The organism is Streptomyces mexicanus, assembly GCF_902506575.1.
GTDB classification, from domain to species: Bacteria; Actinomycetota; Actinomycetes; order Streptomycetales; family Streptomycetaceae; genus Streptomyces; species Streptomyces mexicanus.
The window spans coordinates 7,012,956-7,031,924 of the sequence record NZ_LR732544.1 but is presented as its reverse complement, the minus strand read 5'-3'; the positions used below and the strand labels follow the sequence as shown (position 1 = coordinate 7,031,924).

Here is an 18,969-nt window from a genome sequence, read left to right as displayed (position 1 = left end):
CAGGGGCTTCCTTCTGGCGTGGGCGGCGTGCTCCGCGGGGCCGGGGCAGGGCAGTGTGTCCCCCTGGGGTGTGCCGTCCGAGAATGCGGCGCCCGGGGTGTGGCCTTGAGATGTGACCCCGAGATGTGTCTCAGAGGTGTGTCCTCGGGGCGTGCGCTCAGGTGTTCCGCGGGGTGTGCTCTCGGGTGTTCCGCGGGGGCGGAAGTGGGGTCACCAGGTGACCGGGAGGGCGTGGCAGCCGTAGATGACCATGTCGGTGCGGAAGGGGATCTCCTCGACCGGCACGGCGGGCCGCATCCCGGGGAAGCGGCGCAGCAGGGTGGTGATGACCACCTGCAGCTCGGCGCGGGCCAGGGCCTGTCCCAGGCACTGGTGGATGCCGTAGCCGAAGGCCACGTGGTGCTGGGCGTTGGGGCGGGTGATGTCGAGCCGGCCGGCGTCGGGGAAGGTGTCCTCGTCGCGGTTGGCCGACGGTACGGCGACGATGACGCCCTCGCCCTTGCGGATGAGCTGCCCGCCGACCTCGACGTCCTCCAGGGCCGCGCGGCGCGGACCGTTGCGGATGATGCTGTGGAAGCGCAGCAGTTCCTCGACGGCGCCGCGGACGAGGGAGGGGTCCTCGCGCAGCCGGTCGGCGGTCTCCCGGTCGAGCATCAGGGTCAGGGCACTCAGGCCGATCATGTTGGCCGTCGTCTCGTGCCCGGCGACGAGCAGCAGCACGGCGAACGCGACGAGGTCCTCGTGGGTCAGCTCGCCCTTGGCGTACTGCTCCGTGATCAGACGGCTGATGATGTCGTCGCCCGGCGCGGCCTTCTTCGTCTCGACGAGGTTGTCGATGTAGGCGAGGAGTTCGGTGCGGGCCGGGCCGCGGTCCTCCTCGGAGATCTCGCGGGAGAGCAGGGCGCCGGTCAGCCGCTGGAAGGTGTCGTGGTCCTCGTAGGGCACACCCAGCAGCAGGCTGATGGCGAGCGAGGGCAGTGGCAGCGCCAGGGCCTTGACCAGGTCGACGGGGTGCTCGGAGCGGTCGACGCGCTCCATGGCGTCGCACAGCTCGTCGGTGAGCTTCTGCAGGGTGGGGCGCAGCGCCTCGACCCGCTTGACCATGAAGTCGCGGGTGACCATGCGGCGCAGCCGGGTGTGCTCCGGCGGGTCCATGCGGATGAAGCCGCGGGTGGCGCCGGGGCGCGGGCTGCCGCCGGTCATGCCGCTGATCGGATAGCCGGGGGTGGAGGTGTCCGAGCTGAAGCGCGCGTCACCGAGGATCGCGCGGACGTCCGCGTAACGGGTGGCCAGCCAGGCCCAGGTGCCGTCGTCCAGGGCGACCTTCGACAGGGGTTCCTCGACGCGCAGCCGGGCCAGCCCCTCGGGCGGGTCGAAGGGACAGCCGGAGGGGGGCCGAGTGGGGAGTCGCGGGGCGGGGGAGGGGGGGAATAGACGCCGGGCCGCCCTGCGGCCCGCCGGGGACCGGGAGACGGCGGCCGCCGGCCGCCGGGCCGCCGTCTCGATGCCCTCAGGCCGCCGGGTCCTCGTCGTCGACGCCGACACCGCCTGCGCCGCATCCCTCGTCACCCAGCTGCGCCGGCACGGACACGACGCCTTCGGCGTCCGCCGCGGCGAGGCCGCGCTGCGCGCCCACGAGGACGCCGATCTCGTCCTGCTGGACCCCGAACTGCCCGACCTGGACGGCCTGGAGGTCTGCCGCGCCATCCGCTCCGTCAGCCGGGTGCCCGTCATCATCGTCACCGCCCGCGCCTCCGAACTGGACTGCGTCCTCGGCCTCCAGGCGGGCGCCGACGACTACGTCGCCAAGCCCTACGGCCTGCGCGAGCTGATGGCCCGCATCGAGGCCGTGATGCGGCGCGCCGAGTGGCAGCCCGCCGCCCGCGAGATCCGGCACGGCCGTCTGCACATCGACGTGGGCTCCCGTGAGGTCCTGGTCGACGGCGAGGAAGTCGCCCTGACCCGCAAGGAGTTCGACCTGCTGTGCCTGCTGGCCTCACACCCGGACACCGTCATCCCGCGCAAGCAGCTCCTGCAGCAGGTCTGGGGTGACTCCTGGTCCCGCCGCACCGTCGACACCCACGTCAGCAGCCTGCGCGGCAAGCTGGGCGACAGCGGCTGGATCGTGACGGTCCGCGGCGTCGGCTTCATGCTCGGCAACCCCTGAGCCCACGACACATCCCCTCCTGCGCACACGCCTGCGGCGGCGCCGCCGGCCGGTTTGGCCTGCCCGACGTGTGCCTCCTGGACGACGCCCTGCGCGGTGCGCCGCCCCGTGCGCAGATCAACCGGCCGTGCAGCGCGGTTCCAGCGGGCATCGAGGCGGTTTCGAGCCGGTCTCATGTGTTCCGGTCGACTCTGGGTGAGGCGTGATCTCCAGAACGCGCCGTTCCACTTCCGCTATCCGCATTCTTCGGGGAGACGAACATGCAGATCCGCTCGCGTCTGACCCAGGCCGGCATGCTGGGCTCCGCCGCCGTGGCGGCCCTGGCCCTGGCCACCGCCCCGGCCTCCGCGGCTCCGGCGGTGACCGCCTCGCCCAGCAGCGGCCTGGCCGACGGGCAGACCGTGACCGTGTCCGGCACGGGCTACCAGGCGGGTGCCGAGGTCGCGGTCTCGCAGTGCCGGGAGAGCACCACCTGCACCGACACGCTGGCCACGGCCACCGTCCGGTCCGACGGCACCTTCAGCGTGCCCTACACCGTGCGCAAGCAGTTCACGGCCACCGACTGGAGCACCGGCACCGGCACGCCCGTGACCGTCGACTGCGCCGTGCAGCAGTGCCAGCTGGTCGCCTACCTGGCCTCCACCGGCCCGGTCGGCACCAAGATCTCCTTCGGCTGAGGCACCAGGTCCGTGAGGACGGCAGCCCACCGAGCGGTGCCCGCCCAGGGCACCGCTCGGTGGGCGCGTTCGTGTTCCGGCAGCAGCCGCACGGATTCAGGCGGAGGCGGACGACACCGACGCCGCCTCCCAGGCGAAGCCGTCCGGGTCGGTGAAGGACCCGGCGGTGCCCCCGAGCACGATGCGGTGCGAGCCGCTGCCCTCCTCGGGCACACCGACGTCCTTGGCCAGGCCCCGGCGCTTGTACAGCGCCAGCTTGACCGAGGCGTCGTCGCAGGCGAACTCGACGTACTTGCCGCCGAAGCTCTTGGCGACGGACAGGCCCTGCTCGACGTAGAACTGCTTGCTCGCCTTGACGTCCTCGACGCCCAGCAGGAGGACGAGGTCGTCGACCTTGCGGGTGGCGGGGCCGGTGTTCTTCTTCGAGGAGGTCGCCACCTTCCAGATCGTGCCGTCCGGCGCCTGCACGACGCCGCCGTAGCCCCACAGGGACTTCGCGGCCGGCTTCAGCGAGGTGGCGCCGGCCTCCAGGGCGGAGCCGAGGAAGCTGTCGACGTCGGCCGGCTGGGAGACGGTGATCGACATGGTGAATCCGCGGAATCCGCTCGTCGGCGCCTCGCAGGCGCGCAGACGTACCCGCGGGCCCAGCCCGAAGGCGTCGCAGTAGAAGCGTTCGGCGGCCGCGAGGTCGGCCACCTCCAGGGTGACGTGTGCGAGGAAGCTCATGACGTCACGCTAGCCGCGGGCGTCCGCCGCAGGCTTCTCCATTCGTGCTCGATCGCCGGCGCCTCGTCCCCGTCCGGACCGATCCTGTAGCGCTCCCCGAGCGGGACTCGAGCGAAGCCCCGCGCGCACGAGCCACCCTGTCGAGTGGGACGACACACCTGGGGTGGGCCATGGATGCAGCAGTGGAGCGGGCGGTCGCCTGTATGCGCGAGCGATTCGCAGATCCGCTGACCGTCACGGACATCGCGCACAGCGCCTCACTCGGCCGTTTCCCGCTCTCGCGCCTGTTCCGGGAGGAAACCGGGGTGAGCCCCGGGAGGTTCCTGGCCGCGGTCCGCATTGACGAAGCGAAGAAACTCATCGAGAACACCTCGATGGGTTTCGCGGAGATCTCCCGCGCGGTCGGCTACGACAGCCTGCATGCGTTCACGCATTCCTTCACGGCCGCTGTCGGCCTGTCGCCCGGCCGGTTCCGCCGGCTGTGCCGCGCGCAGGGGGCCGGGCTGCCCGCGCCGGGCCCGGGACCGTCGCCGCGGTCCGGATCGGTCGCCGGCACGGTCAGGCTGCCACCGGGCCACGGCAACGCGCGGGTGTTCCTGGGGGCCTTCGCCACGGCCGTCGTCCAGTACCCGGCCCTCGCCCAGGCGGTCGTCGACGTGCCGAGCGACCGGCCGTCCTGCTACTTCCTGCGGGACGTGCCCGAGGGGCGCTGGCACCTGCTCGCGGTGGCGGTGGCGGCCGGCACCGGTCACGACCCGCACGCCGTGCGGAGCGGACTCGTGGGGGGCCACGGCACAGCGACCACCACGGTGACCGTCACCGCCGACGCCGTCACCAGCGCGGCGGTACGGCTGCGGCGTCCCTGCCCGGCCGATCCGCCGGTGCTGCTCGCCCTGCCGGAGCTCGAACCGCCCGTGACGGTCGTGCCGCACCCCGGGTGCGCCGCCACCACCCCGGCAGCGGCCGCACCCGAGCGGGAGCGGGCCGGTGCGGGCCGGCTGCGCCTGGTGCCCGCCGCACCGGTGCCGCCAGGGGGGTAGATGCGGTGGTCACGGATCCCGGGTGCCGCCGGGAGCGGGGGAGCGGTGGTCAGGGGCCCGAGGGCGACAGTTTGCGGCACAGTTCCTGACGGGCCCTGAGCCGTTCGGCGAGCAGACACCACTCCTTGCCGATGTGCTCGGCGATCGGGGCGACCACACCGAGCCAGTGGGGCGGCACGGCGTCGATGAGCCGCCGCCAGTCCTCACCGGGCTCGGTGGCCTGCGACTGCATCCAGCGCAGCAGCTCCCGGCCGTCCGCGGTGTAGCGGATCGCGGGGTCGGTGGCCATCTTGGCCGCCACCGCCGCCCAGGTGGGGGCGGGCTCGGAGTGGTTCCTGCGCTGCGGCGGCGCGGCCTCGGCGCCCCCGGCCACCCGCAGCGGCACCCGGCGCAGCCCGTCGGTGTCCGGCCCGGCCGGCGCCGTCACGTCGCCGGCCGCCGGCACGGACGGGACGGGCCGCACGTGCTGCGGCCGCGCGGCGTGCGTGCGGCGCCCGTTGCGTTCGGGCCCCTCGCCGCGCCGCAGCCGGGCGCTGACGTCGTGCACCGTGCCCAGCGACACGTCGGTGGCCTTGGCGACCTGGCGCAGCGGCGCGTCCGGGTGGGCGGCGATGTACTCGGCGGCGCGCCGCCTGCCCTCGCCGGCGTCCACCGGACGCCGCCTGCCGTCCTGGCCGATGCGCTTGCCACCCAGCGGCGTTGCGATCGCCGACCGCTCGCGCAGGGACGCGATGGTCTTGGCGCTCAGCCCGGTGATGCCCGCGATGGCGCGGTCCGACCAGTCGGGGTGGGAGGTGAGGACCCGCTGGGCGCCGGCGACGCGGTCGGCCCGCGACAGCGGCAGGCCGTGCGTGCCGTTCGCCTTCATGGCGATGACGAGGGCCTCGGAGTTGGAGCAGTCGAGGAAACGGGCCCGGATGGTGTCGGCGCCCATGAGCCGGGCGGCCTCCAGGCGGTGCAGCCCGTCGATGACACGGCAGCCGTCCATCTGGACGAGAATGGGGGGCAGTTCCGCCGAATCCGCGGCGTCGACGAGAAGCCGGACATGAGCGGGGTCCGTTCCGCCCCGGCGCAGGGAAACTCCGGGGGAGAGAGCGGAAAGGGGGACTTCGCGGGCCGGGAGTTCCTCGACATTGCTCAGGTCGAACTCGCTGTGCGCCGACGCTCCGGCGCTCTGAAGGCGGACGGCACTGAACGCACTCGTGATCGAGACGGCTTGCGCGTTGCTCTGAGACATCCCTGTGACTCCCTCTCTGCTGCCGCTGCCGACGAGGGTCGCAGGAGGGTCTGAAGCCGCAGTGGAGAGCAGGTCGACGTTCTCTCAAAGCACGGCTTTGCGGGTGCCCGCCGGGCGGACACCCGCGGGGGGATCAGGCGTCCCGGCGCCGCATCTGCACCGCCGCGACGGCCAGCAGGACGGCCGTCCAGAGCGCGAGCACCCCGAGCCCCTCCCACGGCCCCAGCAGATCGCCGGCGCGGGAGTGCTGCTGGGTGATCATGAAGCCGGCCTGGGTGGGCAGCCAGGCGTGGATGTGCTCGCCCACGCTGCCGGGCAGCAAATCCGCCATCGGGGTGATCACCAGGACGAACCCGACGACGACGGTGATGCCGGCCGCGGTGTGCCGGATGATCGCGCCGGCGGCGAGGGCGAACAGTCCGAGCAGGGCCAGGTAGAGGCCGCAGCCGACGACGGCCCGCAGGACGCCCGGGTCGCCGAGGGAGACCGGCGCCTTGCTGTCGAGGATCGGCGCGCCGATGAAGAAGGAGCCGAACGCGGTCACTTCGCCCACCGCCAGGACCAGCAGGGCGAACACCGCGCCCTTGGCCGCCAGGACGGGTACCCGCCGCGGCACGGCGAGCAGGCTGGCGCGGATCATGCCGGTGGAGTACTCGGACGCGATGGCCATCACGCCCATCACACACACCGCGAGCTGGCTGAGCAGGATGCCGCTGCCCAGGATCGTGCCGGTCGGGTCCAGGCGCATCTCCGCCTGCTGGGCGGCATCGGCCTTGTCCCAGTTCGAGACGCCCATCTGCGTGAACAGCGCGGTGAACACCAGGGTGAGCACGACCAGGATGGCGAGGGACCAGACGGTGGAGCGGACGGAGCGGATCTTCGTCCACTCCGACAGCATCAGGTTCCCCAAGCCCGGCCCCCGGCCCCCGGAGACCGGGCGGGACCCGGTGGCGAACGCGGTCGTGGCGCTCACTTCACACCTCCGGCGGCGGGCACGTCGGCGTCGTACTCGACGGCGTCCCTGGTCAGTTCCATGAAAGCTTCCTCGAGGGAGCCGCGCCGCGTGGTCAGCTCGTGCAGCACCAGGCCGTCGGCGGCGGCGAGTTCGGCGATGCGCGGGGCCTCGATCCCGGTGACGTCGAGGTCGCCCTCGGCGGTGCGGGTGACGGTGGCGCCCTCGCGCCGCAGCAGCCCGGCGAGCTGCGTCCCGTCGGGCGTGCGGACGAGGACGGAGCGCTCCGTGCTGCGTTCGATGAACTCCTCGGTGGAGCAGTCGGCGACCAGCCGGCCGCGGCCGATGACGATGAGGTGGTCGGCGGTGACGGCCATCTCGTTCATCAGGTGGCTGGAGACGAAGACGGCGCGGCCCTCGGCCGCGAGCGACTTCATCAGGTTCCGGATCCACACGATGCCCTCGGGGTCGAGGCCGTTGACGGGCTCGTCCAGGACCAGCGCGGCGGGGTCGCCGAGCAGTGCGGCGGCGATGCCGAGCCGCTGTCCCATGCCGAGGGAGAAGCCGCCCGCCCGCTTGTGGGCCACGGAGGCCAGCCCGACCTGCTCGATGACCTCCTCGACCCGGTGCCGGCCGATGCCCTGGGTCTGCGCCAGGCAGAGCAGGTGGTGGAAGGCGCTGCGGCCGGTGTGGACGGCGCGGGCCTCCAGCAGGGCGCCGACGACGCTCAGCGGCCGGTCCAGCTCGCGGTAGGGAACGCCGTTGACGGTGGCCTCGCCGGCGTCGGGCCTGTCGAGTCCCAGCAGCAGGCGCATGGTGGTGGACTTGCCTGCGCCGTTGGGGCCCAGGAAGCCGGTGACCCGGCCGGGCTCGACCGTGAACGACAGGTCGTCCACGACGGTCTTGTCGCCGTAGCGTTTGGTGAGGTTCTTGGCCTCGATCATGGTCACCTCGGTTGAATGGCCTGCGAGAGTTCCGCTGGGGGCAAGATTCCCCGGCCACTTGTGATAGCAGGATCGCTATCTGTTCAGTAGTCGCAGCCTGGAGCGGACCGTGAACGATGGTCCGCGGCATCACGGCGCGGATATTTTGGCGGCTCCGTCTGTCCGGGAAGCACGTGTTTCATCTGCTTGCTTTCCCCAGTTGAACCCGGAAACAAGGGTGGTCATGAATTCAGTCACGAACGGACCGGAGCTTGCCCGGCGGCCGGTCATCGGGATCTGTGCGCGGACGGCGCCGGTCACCCTCCAGGGCAGCGACCTGCTCGTCGCCCTGGCCCTCCACTCGCACGTGGCCTTCCTGTCCGAGGCGGGCTGCACGCCCCTGCTGCTGCCGCTGCTGCCGGGCGCGCAGGACCTGGTCGGCCGGCTCGACGGACTGCTGGTGCCGGGCGGACCCGACGTGGACCCCGCGCTGTACGGGGCGCAGGCCCACCCGGCGACCCGGGCGATGACCCCGGACGCGGACCGCGTCGAACTGGCGCTGCTGCGCCGGGCGTTGGACGCCGGCCTGCCCGTGCTGGCGATCTGCCGCGGTCTGCAGCTGCTCAACGTGCTGCACGGGGGCACCCTGCACCAGCACCTGGCGGACGTCACGGGGCATGACGGCCACCGTCCGCGGACGCAGACCTTCACGCTGGGCCGTCAGCCGCTGAAGCTGCTGTCCGGCAGCCGGATCGCCGGCATCCTCGACGAGGACGAGCCGGAGACGGCATGCCACCACCACCAGGCGGTGGACCGGATCGGCAGCGGCCTGAGCGTCACCGGACGGGCCGGGGACGGAACCGTCGAGGCCGTGGAAGTCACGGACCACCCCTTCGCGATCGGCGTGCAATGGGAATCCGGGCACACGGCCGACCGACGACTTCACCGAGCACTCGCGCACGCCGCCGGCGAACGCCTGCGCAAAGAGCGGGCCGCCGCAGTTCCGATTCCCTGAAGAAACAGGCGTTGCCGGGAGCAGACCGATTTTCGATCCCCCTGCGAAGGAGAATGATGTCACCGCGGATGCCCAACCCCTCGTTGGTGGTTCCCGATGTTCTTCCGCCCATGCGCGCGCTGGTCAAGGCCGTCAACAGTGTCGGCGTGCCGCTGCAGACGCTCGTGCTCATCCATCTCAGGGTGAGCCAGATCAACGGGCGGACGGTCCACCTGCCCGTGAAGCCCAAGGAGTTCGAGGAGGCGGGGGAGGAGGACCGCCGTCTGCCGCTGGTGGAGACCTGGCGGGAACAGACCTGCTTCACCGACGCCGAGCGCTCGGTGCTGGCGCTGGCGGAGGCCGCCACGCGGATCGACGGCCGCGAGGACCCGGTGTCGGACGAGGTCTGGGAGGAGGCCGCCAGGCACTGGACCCAGGTGCAGCTGGCCGCCGTCGTCCTGCACATCGGGCTGGTCAACCTGTGGAACCGGGTCAACGTCGCCACCAGGCAGGAAGCGGTGGACTGGCGTATCAACCCCAAGAAGTGGACCCCGATGACCAGCCGGCTCAGCGCGGCGCAGTAGCCCTTCGGCGGCATCGAGGCCCTGCCCGGGGATCACCTCCCGGACAGGGCCTCGTGCCGTCGGCGCACCCGCTCGGGTCAGGGCGCGCCCTCGCCCCGCAGCGCCGGGCCGAGGACGGCGAGCAGGGTCCTGGCCTGGACGTTGACGTAGCGGCTGTGCCCGGCGAGCCAGTTCAGCTGTCCCGGCGTCACCCACTGGTAGCCGGGGGGCGGCTGGGCGGGGGTCGTCGCCTCGTCGGTCTCGACGATCAGGTAGCGGCTCTCCGCGTTGAGGAAGCGGCCGCCCTCCTCGCTGTGCACGGTCGAGTACAGGACGCGGTCGGGCGAGGCGTTCAGCAGGACCTCCAGGAAGGGCGGGCGGTGCCCGGGCGCGTAGTTCGACGGCACGCACTGCACGGTCGGCGCCAGCTCCACGGTGTCCAGGAAGCCGCCCTCGACGCGGGCGTGCGCCAGGAGGTGCGGGACGCCGTCGAAGAACCGGCAGGCGAAGCCGGCCACGCCGCGCTCGACGGGTTCGATGATCGGCTGGGTCCAGCCGGCCACCTCGCGGCCGGCCCCCTCGACGGAGACCGCCACCACCCGGAAGAACCTGCCGTCGGTACGGCTGACGCAGTGCGCGTCGGTCCGCCACCCGGCGATGTCGCGCAGCGGCATGCGGCGGGCACGGACGTCGTGCCGGGCGCGTTCCCCGGTGAACCAGGCCAGCAGGCCGGCGTCCGACGACAGCGCCTTCGTCTCGTCGTGGAGGGCCGGCGCGCTCGCCAGCACGGTGCGCGCGTCCATGTTCACGATGTTGTCCAGGCGCAGCAGCCGCAGGATCTGCCCGAGGGTGAGCCAGCAGAAGCCGTCGTGGACGGGGACGTCGCCGTCAGCCTCGACGATCATGTTGCGGTTGCGCTTGCGGAAGAACCAGGCGCCGTGCTCGGACTGCAGGACGTCCGTGAGGACCTGCTCCCTGCGCGGGGCGAGGAAGTGCTCCAGGTACTTCACCGCCGTTCCGCCGTGGGCCTTGGTGTAGTTGCTGCGGGTGGCCTGCACGGTGGGGGAGAGCTGCACCAGGTTGGGGTTGCCGGGTTCCATCTTGGCCTGCATCAGGAAGTGCAGGACGCCGTCGAACTCCTTGGCGAGGATGCCGAGGATGCCGATCTCCGGCTGCACGATGATCGGCTGTTCCCACTCGGTGCCCGGCCCGCTGACGTGCAGTCCCTCGACGGTGAAGAAGCGTCCGCTGCTGTGCCGCAGGTTCCCGGTGTCCGGGGCGAACGACCAGTGGTCGAGCCCGGAGAACGGGATCCGCCGGACGACCGTCCCGCTCAGGTGCCGGTGCAGGTCCAGCCAGCCCGGCACCTCGGTGGTCGCGGTGTGCGCGCCCTCGGCCGCCGCGGCCGACCGCGCCAGGCGCTCGGCGACGTCGGCGCCGGTGCGCGCCACCAGCTGCACGGGGCCGCTCACGGCCGGTCCCCGCCGTTCTTCAGCGGCTTCCACCAGCGGGGGTTGTCGCGGTACCAGGCGACGGTTGCGGCCAGTCCGGTGTCGAACGCGGTCAGCGGCCGGTGGCCGAGTTCGCGTTCGATCCTGCCCTGGTCCAGGGCGTAGCGCCGGTCGTGGCCCTTGCGGTCGGTGACGTGCCGGATCATCTCCGGTCCCGCCCCGCACAGCTCGGCGAGCCGGTGGGCCAGTTCCAGGTTCGGCACGGCCGTACCGGCGCCGATGTTGTAGACCTCGCCCGCCCGGCCGCCGGTGAGGACCCGCTGCACGGCGCGGCAGTGGTCGTCCACGTGCAGCCACTCGCGGATCTGCCCGCCGTCCCCGTAGACGGGGACGGGGCGTCCTTCGAGCAGGTTGGTGACGGCGAGCGGGATGAACTTCTCCGGGTACTGGTAGGGCCCGTAGTTGTTGGAGCAGCGGGTGACCGACACGTTCAGCCGGTGGGTGCGGAAGTACGCCAGGGCGATCAGGTCGGAGGCCGCCTTGGACGCGGCGTACGGCGAGTTGGGCAGCAGCGGGGACTCCTCGGTCCACACCCCCTCCTCGATGGAGCCGTACACCTCGTCGGTCGAGATGTGCACCACGCGCTCGACGCCGGCCGCCAGGCAGGCTTCGAGCACCGCCTGCGTGCCCTCGACGTTGGTGCGGACGAAGTCGGCGCCGCTGGCGATGGAGCGGTCGACGTGGCTCTCGGCCGCGAAGTGCACCACCGCGTCCTGGCCGTCGAGCAGGTCACGCAGCAGCTCCCGGTCGAGGATGTTCCCGTGTGCGAAGGTCAGCCGCGGGTGCGAGGCGGGCAGGTTGTCCCGGTTCCCCGCGTAGGTCAGCGCGTCCAGGACCGTGACGTGGGCGTCCTCGAATCCCGGATAGCCCCCGTCCAGCATGGTCCGTACGTAGTGCGAGCCGATGAATCCGGCGCCGCCGGTGACGAGGATTTTCATGCGACCACGTCGCAGCCGGAATTCCGCGCTCGAAGCATGTCCTTTTCCCTTCCCTTGGGGGTGGCTTCCCTCGAGGGCCGCTGCGCGTCGACGCCGGGCCGGTGCCCGGGGGACGGGTGACGCGGGCGGTCTCCACCCACCCTGCGGGGAGAGACTGGACGGCCGCCCTCGAAGCCTTCTCGAGACGGGCTCGACAGGCTCCGGGGGCGGCCGGGGACGCGGGGCCGGGGACGCGGCGTCAGCTGTCCTGCAGCAGTCCGAGGACGTTGCCGTCGAGGTCGGTGACGGTCGCCACGCGCCGGCCGGCGCCGACCTCCTTGGGAGGGCTGCTCACGGTGCCGCCCGCAGCGGTGATCTCGGCCAGTTTCGCGTCGAGGTCGGCCACGTGCAGGTAGGCGACCTGCCCGGTGATGCCCTGCGCGCCCGCCGGCACCAGCCCGATGTGCTGGCCCGCGACGTCGAACCCGACGTAGTACTCCGAGTCGTTCTGCGGCTCGATGCCGAACACGGCGGTGTACAGCTTCTTGGCCGCTGCCACGTCCGCCACGGGGTGCAGCACGGTCTTGATTCCCTGGACGGCTGCGTCAGCCATTCTCGCTCCCGGGGGTGAGGAATTGCGTCGCCCCATGCTAGGGAAATGGAGAAACCCCTTGCATCTTCCCCCCTGTCGCCTCAAGGCGATTTCCAGGCGTTCTTGAGCGTGAACCGACGGACCGGTGCCACGCTGCGAGCGCGCTGAACTAGGAGGGGAAATCCGTGAGAAAGCTTGCGTGGGTCATACCGGCGGTCGCGGCCGCGCTGGTGGGTACGGCTGTCGCCCCGGTCGCGGTGGCGAACGATGCGGCCGGCCCGGCCGCCGGCAGCGTCGACTGGGTGCCGTGTGCGGGGGGTGATCCGGTCCTCGGCGACATGCTCAAGGGCCTGGAATGCGGCACCGTGCAGGTGCCGCTCGACTACGACGCCCCCGAGGGCAGGAAGATCAGCCTGGCGCTGACGCGGGCCAAGCACACCGTCCCCGACAGCCAGTACAAGGGCGTCGTCATCCTCAACCGCGGCCAGTGGCCCGGCGGCATCGGCCGTGACCTGCCCACCCGGTACGCCCAGGGCACCACCGGGCTGGCCCAGGACGTCGGCGCCGCCTACGACTGGATCGGCTTCGACCCGCGCGGCGTCGGCGCCAGCGAGCCGGCCGTGGTCTGCGACGTCGACTACATCGCCCCCGGGCACGCGCAGCCGGACCCGGTGCCGGGCACGCCCGCCGCCGAGCAGGAGTGGGTGGACCGGGCCCGCGCCTACGCCGAAAGCTGCGGCGCGAAGTACGGCGACGTGCTGCGCCACCTGAGCACCGAGGACGCGGCGCGCGATGTGGACCGGATACGGATCGCCCTCGGCCAGGAGAAGATCACCTACTTCGGCACCGACTGGGGCACCTACCTCGGCTCGGTCTACGCCACGCTGTTCCCGCAGCGGCTGGAGCGGATGGTGCTGGACAGCGTGGTGCGCCCCAGCACGGTGGGGTACCGCAACAGCCTGCGCAAGGACGCGCTGTCCGAGCGCAACGCGAAGATCTTCTTCGCCTGGGTCGCCAAGTACGACGCCGTCTACGGGCTGGGCACGACCGCGGACGAGGTGGAGGCGAACTACTACAAGGGGCAGGACGCGCTGCGGGCGGCGCCCCTGGACGGCAAGATCGGCCCGATGGAGTGGGCGGACATCTTCGAGCCGGTCGTCTACCGCAGCTGGACCTGGCTCTCCCGGGCGAAGGTGCTCTCCGACTGGGTGGTGCGCAAGGACCCGGCGTCGCTGCGGGCCACCTTCACCCCGCCGGGCTTCCCGCACCAGAACCGGCACGCCATGACCAACGCGGTCAACTGCCTCGACGGCCCCTGGCCGCGGAACTGGAACCGCTGGAGCACGGACCACTGGCGCCAGTACGACGCCGGTGACCGGGTCCTGACCTGGACCAACGCCTGGTACGACGCGCCGTGCGCGTTCTGGCCGCAGCCCGCGCGGAGCACGCCGCTCACGGTCGGCAACGACCAGGTGAGCGTCCTGCTGGTGCAGCCCCAGTTCGACACCGCGCACGGCACCCGCGGCGCCGTCGAGACGCACGAGCTGTTCCCCAACTCCCGGCTGGTGCTGGAGCGGGGCGGCCACAACGTCGGCGCGGCGCTGTCGGCGAACAACGACCCCTGCCTGAACAAGTACGTCGGGGACTTCTTCCGGGACGGCACCCGTCCCGCCTCCAAGGAGGGGGTCGACGCCGTCTGCCAGGCGCCGGCCGACCCGGTCCCCGCGTCCTGACGCAACCGGCGGACGGGCCCCGCGTGGAGCACGCGGGGCCCGTCCGCGTTCCCGCCCGGCCTGCGCCGGCCTGCGCCGGTCAGCGCGGGGCGGGCACCGGCCCCGGCCGGTGGGCGGCGGCCAGGGTCTCCAGCGTCCGCGCCAGGTCGTTGGGCGCGGGCAGGGCCAGCATCTGCTCCCGCAGCCGTACCGCGTTCGCCCGCAGGTCCGCGTCGTGCAGCAGGCGGACGAGGGCGGCACGGACCGCCGGCCCGTCCGCCTGCGCGGGCGTCATGGCGAGCCCCGCGCCCGCGGCCCGCAGGCACCGGAACTTCAGCGGCGCGTCGAACGCCCGGCTGATCAGGAGCTGGGGCACGCCGTGGCGCAGCGCGCAGCCGAACGACCAGGTGCCGCCGTGGTGCACCACGGCCGAGCACGTCGGCAGCACCTCGGCAAGGGGGACGGACTCCACCAGACGGGTGTTGGCCGGCACCTCCCGCAGCTCCTGGCGGACCTCCGGCGGCACGGCCAGCACCAGCTCCATCTCCAGGCCGGCCACCGCGCCGAGGATGCCCTGGATGCCCTCCACGGGCAGCGGGAGCCGGGTCGGCCGGTCGTCGACCGAGTCGCCGAACGTCATCAGCACCCGCGGCGCCGGCGGCGGCCCGGCGAGCCACCCGGGCACCACGGCCGGACCGTTGTAGGGCACGAACTGCACGGGCAGCACGGTCGGCCCGGGATCGGGCCGGAACGCCTCGGGCAGCGGGGCGACGGTGAACTGGCCGTTGACCAGGTCCTCGCAGAACGCGACGCCGTACCGCCGCGCCCAGCCGGACAGCCAGTCCCGCATCGCGTCGGTGCGCCGCTCCGGCGGCTGCTGAGCCCGGGCGTGCAGGAAGTCCTGTCGCATCCGGGTGTAGACGTCGACGGAGTACAGCACCCGGGCGTGCGCCGCGCCCACGGCCTCGGCGGCCACCGCGCCCGCGAACGCCTTGGCGCCCCACAGCACCAGATCGGGCCGCCAGGCGCGGGCCGCGGCGACCAGGTCGTCCATCATCGAGTCGTTGGAGCGCCGTGCCTGCGGCAGCACCAGATCGTCGAAGACCCGGCAGGCCTGCTCCCAGTCCAGCCGCTCGCGATCCGGCCGTATGTCGAACAGCGGGTCGAGCCCCTGCCGCGGGGCACGTTTCGCCGCGGCGGCGCGCTCGGACGTCTGGCGCCGGTCCCGCTGCCTGCGCACCTCCGGTGTCTCGCCGGGGCCGACGGCCACGGCCGTCAGCCCGGCCGAGGTGACGACGTCGAGCAGATTCGGCCAGCAGGCCACCCGCACCTCGTGCCCGGCCGTCCGCAACGACCAGGCGAGCGGCACGAGGTTGAACACATGAGCCTTCCAGGGAAACGGCACGACGAGGACCCGCACGACGGCACTTCCTTGACAGTCGGGAACGGAGGATCAGGGACGAACGCCGCACTGCCCGGCCCGCGCGGCCCTCGCCGTCCTGGTCAGGCGTCCTGCACGCGTCGCCGCCAGGCGGGCCCGGCGGTGCCGGTCGAGGCGGTGACCACGACGGTGACGACGGCCACCACAAAGGCGGTGGACACCAAACCCACCAGGTCGCACAGCGCACCCAGCGCCAGGATGGAAACCGCCACGCCCGAGGGCAGCAGGGTGGCCCGCAGCGTCACCACCGACGGCAGCTCGGCGGGGCGGGCCGTGGCCAGGAGCCGGTTGTTGCAGTGCAGGTAGGCCACCTCGAAGAGGACCAGGAACAGCGCGTACAGCACAAGCGTCGGCACCGTACGGCCGACCAGCACCGCCGCCAGCAGGGGCGCCACGGGAAGCACCGCCCACACGGCCGAGGGCACGCGGGTCAGGTAGCGCTGGGCCGGCAGGGCGGCGAGCGACCCCGTGAACAGAGCCACCGAGGAGACGGCGACGAACACACCCACCAGGCGGGTGCCGCCGCCGAGCAACTGGACCGGGACGACGGTGACGGCCACCGTGTGGAAGCCCTGCCAGAAGGACACCAGCAGGAAACGGGCGAACAGCCGGCGCAGCACGGGATCGACGACCCGCGGCCGGGCGGCGGCCTTGGCATCGTCCGCGGGGGCGGCCTGCTGCGGTGTGGACGGCAGCGCCCACGCGAGCAGTGCGCTGAGCACCAGCGTCGCCGCGTTCACCGCGATCAGTCCGCGCAGCGACAGCACGGACGCGGCCGGGCCGGCCAGTGCCGCGCCGACGCTCAGGCCGGTCAGCTTGCCGATCTCGGCGACGGTGTTCGCCCGGTCCAGCCGCTGCTCGGGCACCGTCTCGCGCAGCACGAGCGCGGTGGCCGAGCGGGTGACCGCCTCGAAGTACCCACGGGCCAGCAGCAGTGCGGCGGCGACCGCGAGGAGCGCCCGCTGCGGAGCCACGAGCGCCGCGGCGGTCAGCCCCAGGCTCGTCGCCTCGGCCAGCCGCACCAGCCGCTCCGGAGCGTGCCGGGCGAGCAGCCGGTTGAGCGGTCCGGCCAGCAGCAGCGCGGGCAGCCACGGCGCGCTCAGCACGGCCGCCGCGAGCAGCCCCGATCCGGTGGCCGACTCCACGAGCGTGGAAAGGCTCACCAGGACCAGAAAACTGCCGAAGGCGTTGACGAACAGCAATACCGGGGTGCAGTGCGGCGAGCGCACTCCTGCGAGAAAAGACGTCATCAGGCACTCCTCCGGAGGGGAAGGATCCCAGAGTTGAACGTCTTTCGGCGAGGGGCCGCTCTCTCTACTTTGAACACATGACAGCAGCAATAGATGGACGCCCGTGCATCGTGATGGTGGACGCCTGGGCCGCGGTCCGCTCACTCGTCCTGAAATTCCTGGAACAGGGAAGTGCCATTGTCCGGGTGCAGAGCACTCGTGAAGTGCCGTACGTGTACCGCGCAGCGCCGTACGTCCCGGAGGATTTCGTCGCCGATATCGTGCACGACGGCGACCTGGAGGCCACGGTGGCGGCTGTCAAGGCGTTCGCGCCGGTCGCGGTGGTCGCGGGCGGGGAGAGCGGGGTGGAGTTCGCGGACCTGCTCGCGGAGCGGCTCGGCCTGCCGGGCAACGGCACCGCCCTGAGCGCCGCGCGGCGCGACAAGCATCTCATGGTCGAGGCGGTGCGCGCCGCGGGACTTCGCGCGGCCCGGCAGCTGCGCGCCACCGACGCGGACGAACTCGCCGCCTGGCACCGCGAACTGGGCGGGCGCGTCGTGGTCAAGCCGCCGCGCAGCGCGGGCAGCCAGGGCGTCTTTTTCTGCGACACCCCGGAGGAGTCGGTGGCGGCGTTTCGCTCCCTCGCCGATGCCGACGACGTCTTCTCCCAGCCCAACAAGGGGGCCGTGGCGCAGGAGTACCTGCCGGGCACCGAGTACATGGTGAACACCGTCAGCCGGGACGGCCGCCACCACCTGTGCGACGTGTGGCGGACCGGCCGCCTCACCGCGAACGGGGTGGTCGACCTCTGCGACGCCCTGTCGCTGACCGACTCGGCGAGCCGGGTCGTGGAGCCGCTGCGCGACTACGCGTTCCAGGTGCTCGACGCCCTCGGCATCCGCCACGGCCCGGCACACCTGGAGATCAGGATGACCCCGCAGGGGCCGTGCCTGGTCGAGGTCGGTGCCCGGATCGCCGGCGGCGGCATCCCGGCCTGCGCCGGCCTGGGCATCGGCGAGTCCCAGCTGGAGTGGACCGTCGACGCCTACCTGCGGCCCGAGCGGTTCCACGCCCGGGCCGGAACGCCCTACCGGGTGCGCCGGTACAGCGCGATCTTCGGCATGGTCTCGCCGGTGGAGGGCGTGCTCAGCGAGTACCGGGGCATCGAGGAGATCGAGCGGCTGGAGAGCTTCCACAGCCTGAGCACGCTGGTGAAACCCGGTCAGCGGATCCGCCGCACGGTCGACGACCTCACCTATCCGCTCATCGTGACGCTGCTGCACGACCTGGAGGAGGTCGTGCAGCGCGACCTGAACACGATCCGCCACCTCGACGGCGAGGCGTTCTACGGCCTCGACGGCAGGGCCGACTCCTGACGCCCGCGTTCGACTGCGGATCCGCCGCGGTCGAACGTCAGGCCCGGACCACGGCGGCCGGCTCCATCCGGGTCCACGAGGGCCGCGGCACCCGGTAGACGAAACTGACGGCCGTGCGCGGCTCCGCCGCCGTGGTGTTGGGCGCCGAACGGTGCAGCACCAGGCCGTCGAACATGACGGCGGAACCGGGCTCGAGGGGTACGGCGACCGGGTCGGCCGTGCGCGGCAGGTGCTCGTCCGCGACGTGCGGCTCCACCGCGCCCGCCCGCGGCGGCTCACCCGGCAGACGCTCCCGGTCCCCGGTGTGCGGGAACAGCCCGAGCAGATGGGAGCCGGGGATGAACTCCAGGCAGCCGTTGCGCACGGTGGCCGGCTCCAGCGCGATCCAGATCGTCACGATGCCGTGCTCCTCGGCGCCGAACGAGGGCGGCGCGAAGGCGATGTCCTGATGCCAGGGCTTGGCCGACCCCACCACGGGCGGCTTGGCCCACAAAAACGCGTTGACCAGGGTGCCCGGGCTCCCGGCGGCCCCCGCCACCGGCCCGCCGGCCAGGTCCAGCGACCGCTGTACGGCCGCGAACTCGGGGACGTGCTCGTGGATGCGGTCGGCCGACCTCAGCACCCCGGGGAGGGCCTGGGCACCCTGCTGCCAGGCCGCCCAGCCGCCGATGCCGGGGGCCTCCAGGACGAAGTTCCCGCCGGAGACCGTGCGGTCGCGGGCCAGTTCCTCCAGATCGGCCACCGCGCCGCGCAGCCGGGCGAGAGCCTCGCCCGCCACCAGCCCGTCGAGCCGCATGAATCCCCTGTCGCGTACGTCCCGGTAATGCGTGGCGCTCATTCTTCTCTCCTCGTCTCTCCTCGTCCCACCTCGGATCGCCGCCGGCCGACCCGCCAATACCACGGAAATGTTCA

18 protein-coding genes are annotated in these 18,969 nt (G+C 72.5%); 7 read left to right on the top strand and 11 right to left on the bottom strand.

Going from position 1 to position 18,969, the window contains the following annotated elements; genetic code table 11:
* Nucleotides 1–210: 210 nt before the first annotated feature.
* A complete protein-coding gene (locus GV126_RS31395) occupies nucleotides 211–1,203 on the bottom strand; it encodes a cytochrome P450 (RefSeq protein WP_236570202.1) in 993 nt (330 codons plus the stop codon).
* Between the two features lie 301 nt (nucleotides 1,204–1,504).
* On the opposite strand from GV126_RS31395, the gene GV126_RS31390 reads away from it, so the two are divergent.
* Nucleotides 1,505–2,167 carry a response regulator transcription factor gene (locus tag GV126_RS31390; protein ID WP_201299903.1) on the top strand — a complete coding sequence of 221 codons (663 nt, stop codon included), beginning with the start codon at nucleotides 1,505–1,507 and terminating at the stop codon, nucleotides 2,165–2,167.
* A gap of 260 nt (nucleotides 2,168–2,427) precedes the next feature.
* Entirely contained in the window at nucleotides 2,428–2,844 is a 417-nt protein-coding gene (locus GV126_RS31385) for an enediyne antibiotic chromoprotein (RefSeq protein ID WP_159672962.1), read from the top strand.
* A gap of 96 nt (nucleotides 2,845–2,940) precedes the next feature.
* Here the strand turns inward: GV126_RS31385 and GV126_RS31380 are convergent, their stop codons facing one another.
* Nucleotides 2,941–3,570, bottom strand: a complete 630-nt coding sequence (locus GV126_RS31380) for a VOC family protein (protein WP_159672960.1) — start codon at nucleotides 3,568–3,570, stop codon at nucleotides 2,941–2,943.
* A gap of 170 nt (nucleotides 3,571–3,740) precedes the next feature.
* Between GV126_RS31380 and GV126_RS31375 the strand changes: the two genes are divergently transcribed.
* Complete coding sequence (locus GV126_RS31375) at nucleotides 3,741–4,610, top strand: helix-turn-helix domain-containing protein (RefSeq protein WP_159672959.1); 870 nt, start codon at nucleotides 3,741–3,743, stop codon at nucleotides 4,608–4,610.
* A gap of 49 nt (nucleotides 4,611–4,659) precedes the next feature.
* Here GV126_RS31375 and GV126_RS31370 read toward each other — a convergent pair whose 3' ends face one another.
* The 3 genes from GV126_RS31370 to GV126_RS31360 form a co-directional block, all read right to left on the bottom strand.
* Nucleotides 4,660–5,847, bottom strand: a complete 1,188-nt coding sequence (locus GV126_RS31370) for a ParB/RepB/Spo0J family partition protein (protein ID WP_159672958.1) — start codon at nucleotides 5,845–5,847, stop codon at nucleotides 4,660–4,662.
* Between the two features lie 133 nt (nucleotides 5,848–5,980).
* Nucleotides 5,981–6,820, bottom strand: coding sequence for an ABC-2 transporter permease (locus tag GV126_RS31365; protein WP_159672956.1), 840 nt, complete (start codon nucleotides 6,818–6,820; stop codon nucleotides 5,981–5,983).
* A complete protein-coding gene (locus GV126_RS31360) occupies nucleotides 6,817–7,743 on the bottom strand; it encodes an ABC transporter ATP-binding protein (protein WP_159672954.1) in 927 nt (308 codons plus the stop codon). Before GV126_RS31360 ends, GV126_RS31365 begins: the two co-directional genes overlap by 4 nt.
* 223 nt (nucleotides 7,744–7,966) lie before the next feature.
* On the opposite strand from GV126_RS31360, the gene GV126_RS31355 reads away from it, so the two are divergent.
* Nucleotides 7,967–8,737, top strand: coding sequence for a gamma-glutamyl-gamma-aminobutyrate hydrolase family protein (locus GV126_RS31355; RefSeq protein WP_159672952.1), 771 nt, complete (start codon nucleotides 7,967–7,969; stop codon nucleotides 8,735–8,737).
* A 110-nt stretch (nucleotides 8,738–8,847) separates the two neighbouring features.
* A complete protein-coding gene (locus GV126_RS31350) occupies nucleotides 8,848–9,300 on the top strand; it encodes a carboxymuconolactone decarboxylase family protein (protein WP_419796088.1) in 453 nt (150 codons plus the stop codon).
* Between the two features lie 77 nt (nucleotides 9,301–9,377).
* On the opposite strand, the gene GV126_RS31345 is transcribed toward GV126_RS31350, so the two are convergent.
* The 3 genes from GV126_RS31345 to GV126_RS31335 form a co-directional block, all read right to left on the bottom strand.
* On the bottom strand, nucleotides 9,378–10,751 hold the full coding sequence (locus GV126_RS31345) for an NDP-hexose 2,3-dehydratase family protein (RefSeq protein ID WP_159672948.1): 1,374 nt from the start codon (nucleotides 10,749–10,751) through the stop codon (nucleotides 9,378–9,380).
* The gene (gene rfbB / locus GV126_RS31340) at nucleotides 10,748–11,728 is read right to left on the bottom strand and encodes a dTDP-glucose 4,6-dehydratase (protein ID WP_159672946.1); all 981 of its coding nucleotides are present in this window, start codon (nucleotides 11,726–11,728) and stop codon (nucleotides 10,748–10,750) included. The genes GV126_RS31345 and rfbB overlap by 4 nt, the downstream gene beginning before the upstream one ends.
* Before the next feature lie 238 nt (nucleotides 11,729–11,966).
* Nucleotides 11,967–12,320 carry a VOC family protein gene (locus tag GV126_RS31335; RefSeq protein WP_159672944.1) on the bottom strand — a complete coding sequence of 118 codons (354 nt, stop codon included), beginning with the start codon at nucleotides 12,318–12,320 and terminating at the stop codon, nucleotides 11,967–11,969.
* Between the two features lie 164 nt (nucleotides 12,321–12,484).
* On the opposite strand from GV126_RS31335, the gene GV126_RS31330 reads away from it, so the two are divergent.
* Nucleotides 12,485–14,032: an alpha/beta fold hydrolase gene (locus GV126_RS31330; protein WP_201299902.1), complete on the top strand. Its 1,548-nt coding sequence runs from the start codon at nucleotides 12,485–12,487 to the stop codon at nucleotides 14,030–14,032.
* A gap of 79 nt (nucleotides 14,033–14,111) precedes the next feature.
* Here the strand turns inward: GV126_RS31330 and GV126_RS31325 are convergent, their stop codons facing one another.
* Together GV126_RS31325 and GV126_RS31320 are read right to left on the bottom strand one after the other, a co-directional pair.
* Nucleotides 14,112–15,431: a nucleotide disphospho-sugar-binding domain-containing protein gene (locus GV126_RS31325; protein ID WP_159672942.1), complete on the bottom strand. Its 1,320-nt coding sequence runs from the start codon at nucleotides 15,429–15,431 to the stop codon at nucleotides 14,112–14,114.
* A gap of 83 nt (nucleotides 15,432–15,514) precedes the next feature.
* Nucleotides 15,515–16,702, bottom strand: coding sequence for an MFS transporter (locus GV126_RS31320; RefSeq protein ID WP_159672940.1), 1,188 nt, complete (start codon nucleotides 16,700–16,702; stop codon nucleotides 15,515–15,517).
* Nucleotides 16,703–16,779: 77 nt separating this feature from the next.
* On the opposite strand from GV126_RS31320, the gene GV126_RS31315 reads away from it, so the two are divergent.
* A complete protein-coding gene (locus GV126_RS31315) occupies nucleotides 16,780–18,057 on the top strand; it encodes an ATP-grasp domain-containing protein (RefSeq protein WP_185948318.1) in 1,278 nt (425 codons plus the stop codon).
* A 37-nt stretch (nucleotides 18,058–18,094) separates the two neighbouring features.
* Here GV126_RS31315 and GV126_RS31310 read toward each other — a convergent pair whose 3' ends face one another.
* Nucleotides 18,095–18,895, bottom strand: a complete 801-nt coding sequence (locus tag GV126_RS31310) for a phytanoyl-CoA dioxygenase family protein (RefSeq protein WP_159672938.1) — start codon at nucleotides 18,893–18,895, stop codon at nucleotides 18,095–18,097.
* Nucleotides 18,896–18,969 lie beyond the last annotated feature (74 nt).

Excerpts from the sequence above, each read along its gene's own strand:
- GV126_RS31395 (WP_236570202.1), bottom strand. The coding sequence starts at position 1,203 with ATGACCGGCGGCAGCCCGCGCCCCGGCGCCACCCGCGGCTTCATCCGC.
- GV126_RS31390 (WP_201299903.1), top strand. The coding sequence starts at position 1,505 with ATGCCCTCAGGCCGCCGGGTCCTCGTCGTCGACGCCGACACCGCCTGC.
- GV126_RS31385 (WP_159672962.1), top strand. The coding sequence starts at position 2,428 with ATGCAGATCCGCTCGCGTCTGACCCAGGCCGGCATGCTGGGCTCCGCC.
- GV126_RS31380 (WP_159672960.1), bottom strand. The coding sequence starts at position 3,570 with ATGAGCTTCCTCGCACACGTCACCCTGGAGGTGGCCGACCTCGCGGCC.
- GV126_RS31375 (WP_159672959.1), top strand. The coding sequence starts at position 3,741 with ATGGATGCAGCAGTGGAGCGGGCGGTCGCCTGTATGCGCGAGCGATTC.
- GV126_RS31370 (WP_159672958.1), bottom strand. The coding sequence starts at position 5,847 with ATGTCTCAGAGCAACGCGCAAGCCGTCTCGATCACGAGTGCGTTCAGT.
- GV126_RS31360 (WP_159672954.1), bottom strand. The coding sequence starts at position 7,743 with ATGATCGAGGCCAAGAACCTCACCAAACGCTACGGCGACAAGACCGTC.
- GV126_RS31355 (WP_159672952.1), top strand. The coding sequence starts at position 7,967 with ATGAATTCAGTCACGAACGGACCGGAGCTTGCCCGGCGGCCGGTCATC.
- GV126_RS31350 (WP_419796088.1), top strand. The coding sequence starts at position 8,848 with ATGCGCGCGCTGGTCAAGGCCGTCAACAGTGTCGGCGTGCCGCTGCAG.
- rfbB (WP_159672946.1), bottom strand. The coding sequence starts at position 11,728 with ATGAAAATCCTCGTCACCGGCGGCGCCGGATTCATCGGCTCGCACTAC.
- GV126_RS31335 (WP_159672944.1), bottom strand. The coding sequence starts at position 12,320 with ATGGCTGACGCAGCCGTCCAGGGAATCAAGACCGTGCTGCACCCCGTG.
- GV126_RS31320 (WP_159672940.1), bottom strand. The coding sequence starts at position 16,702 with ATGACGTCTTTTCTCGCAGGAGTGCGCTCGCCGCACTGCACCCCGGTA.
- GV126_RS31315 (WP_185948318.1), top strand. The coding sequence starts at position 16,780 with ATGACAGCAGCAATAGATGGACGCCCGTGCATCGTGATGGTGGACGCC.
- GV126_RS31310 (WP_159672938.1), bottom strand. The coding sequence starts at position 18,895 with ATGAGCGCCACGCATTACCGGGACGTACGCGACAGGGGATTCATGCGG.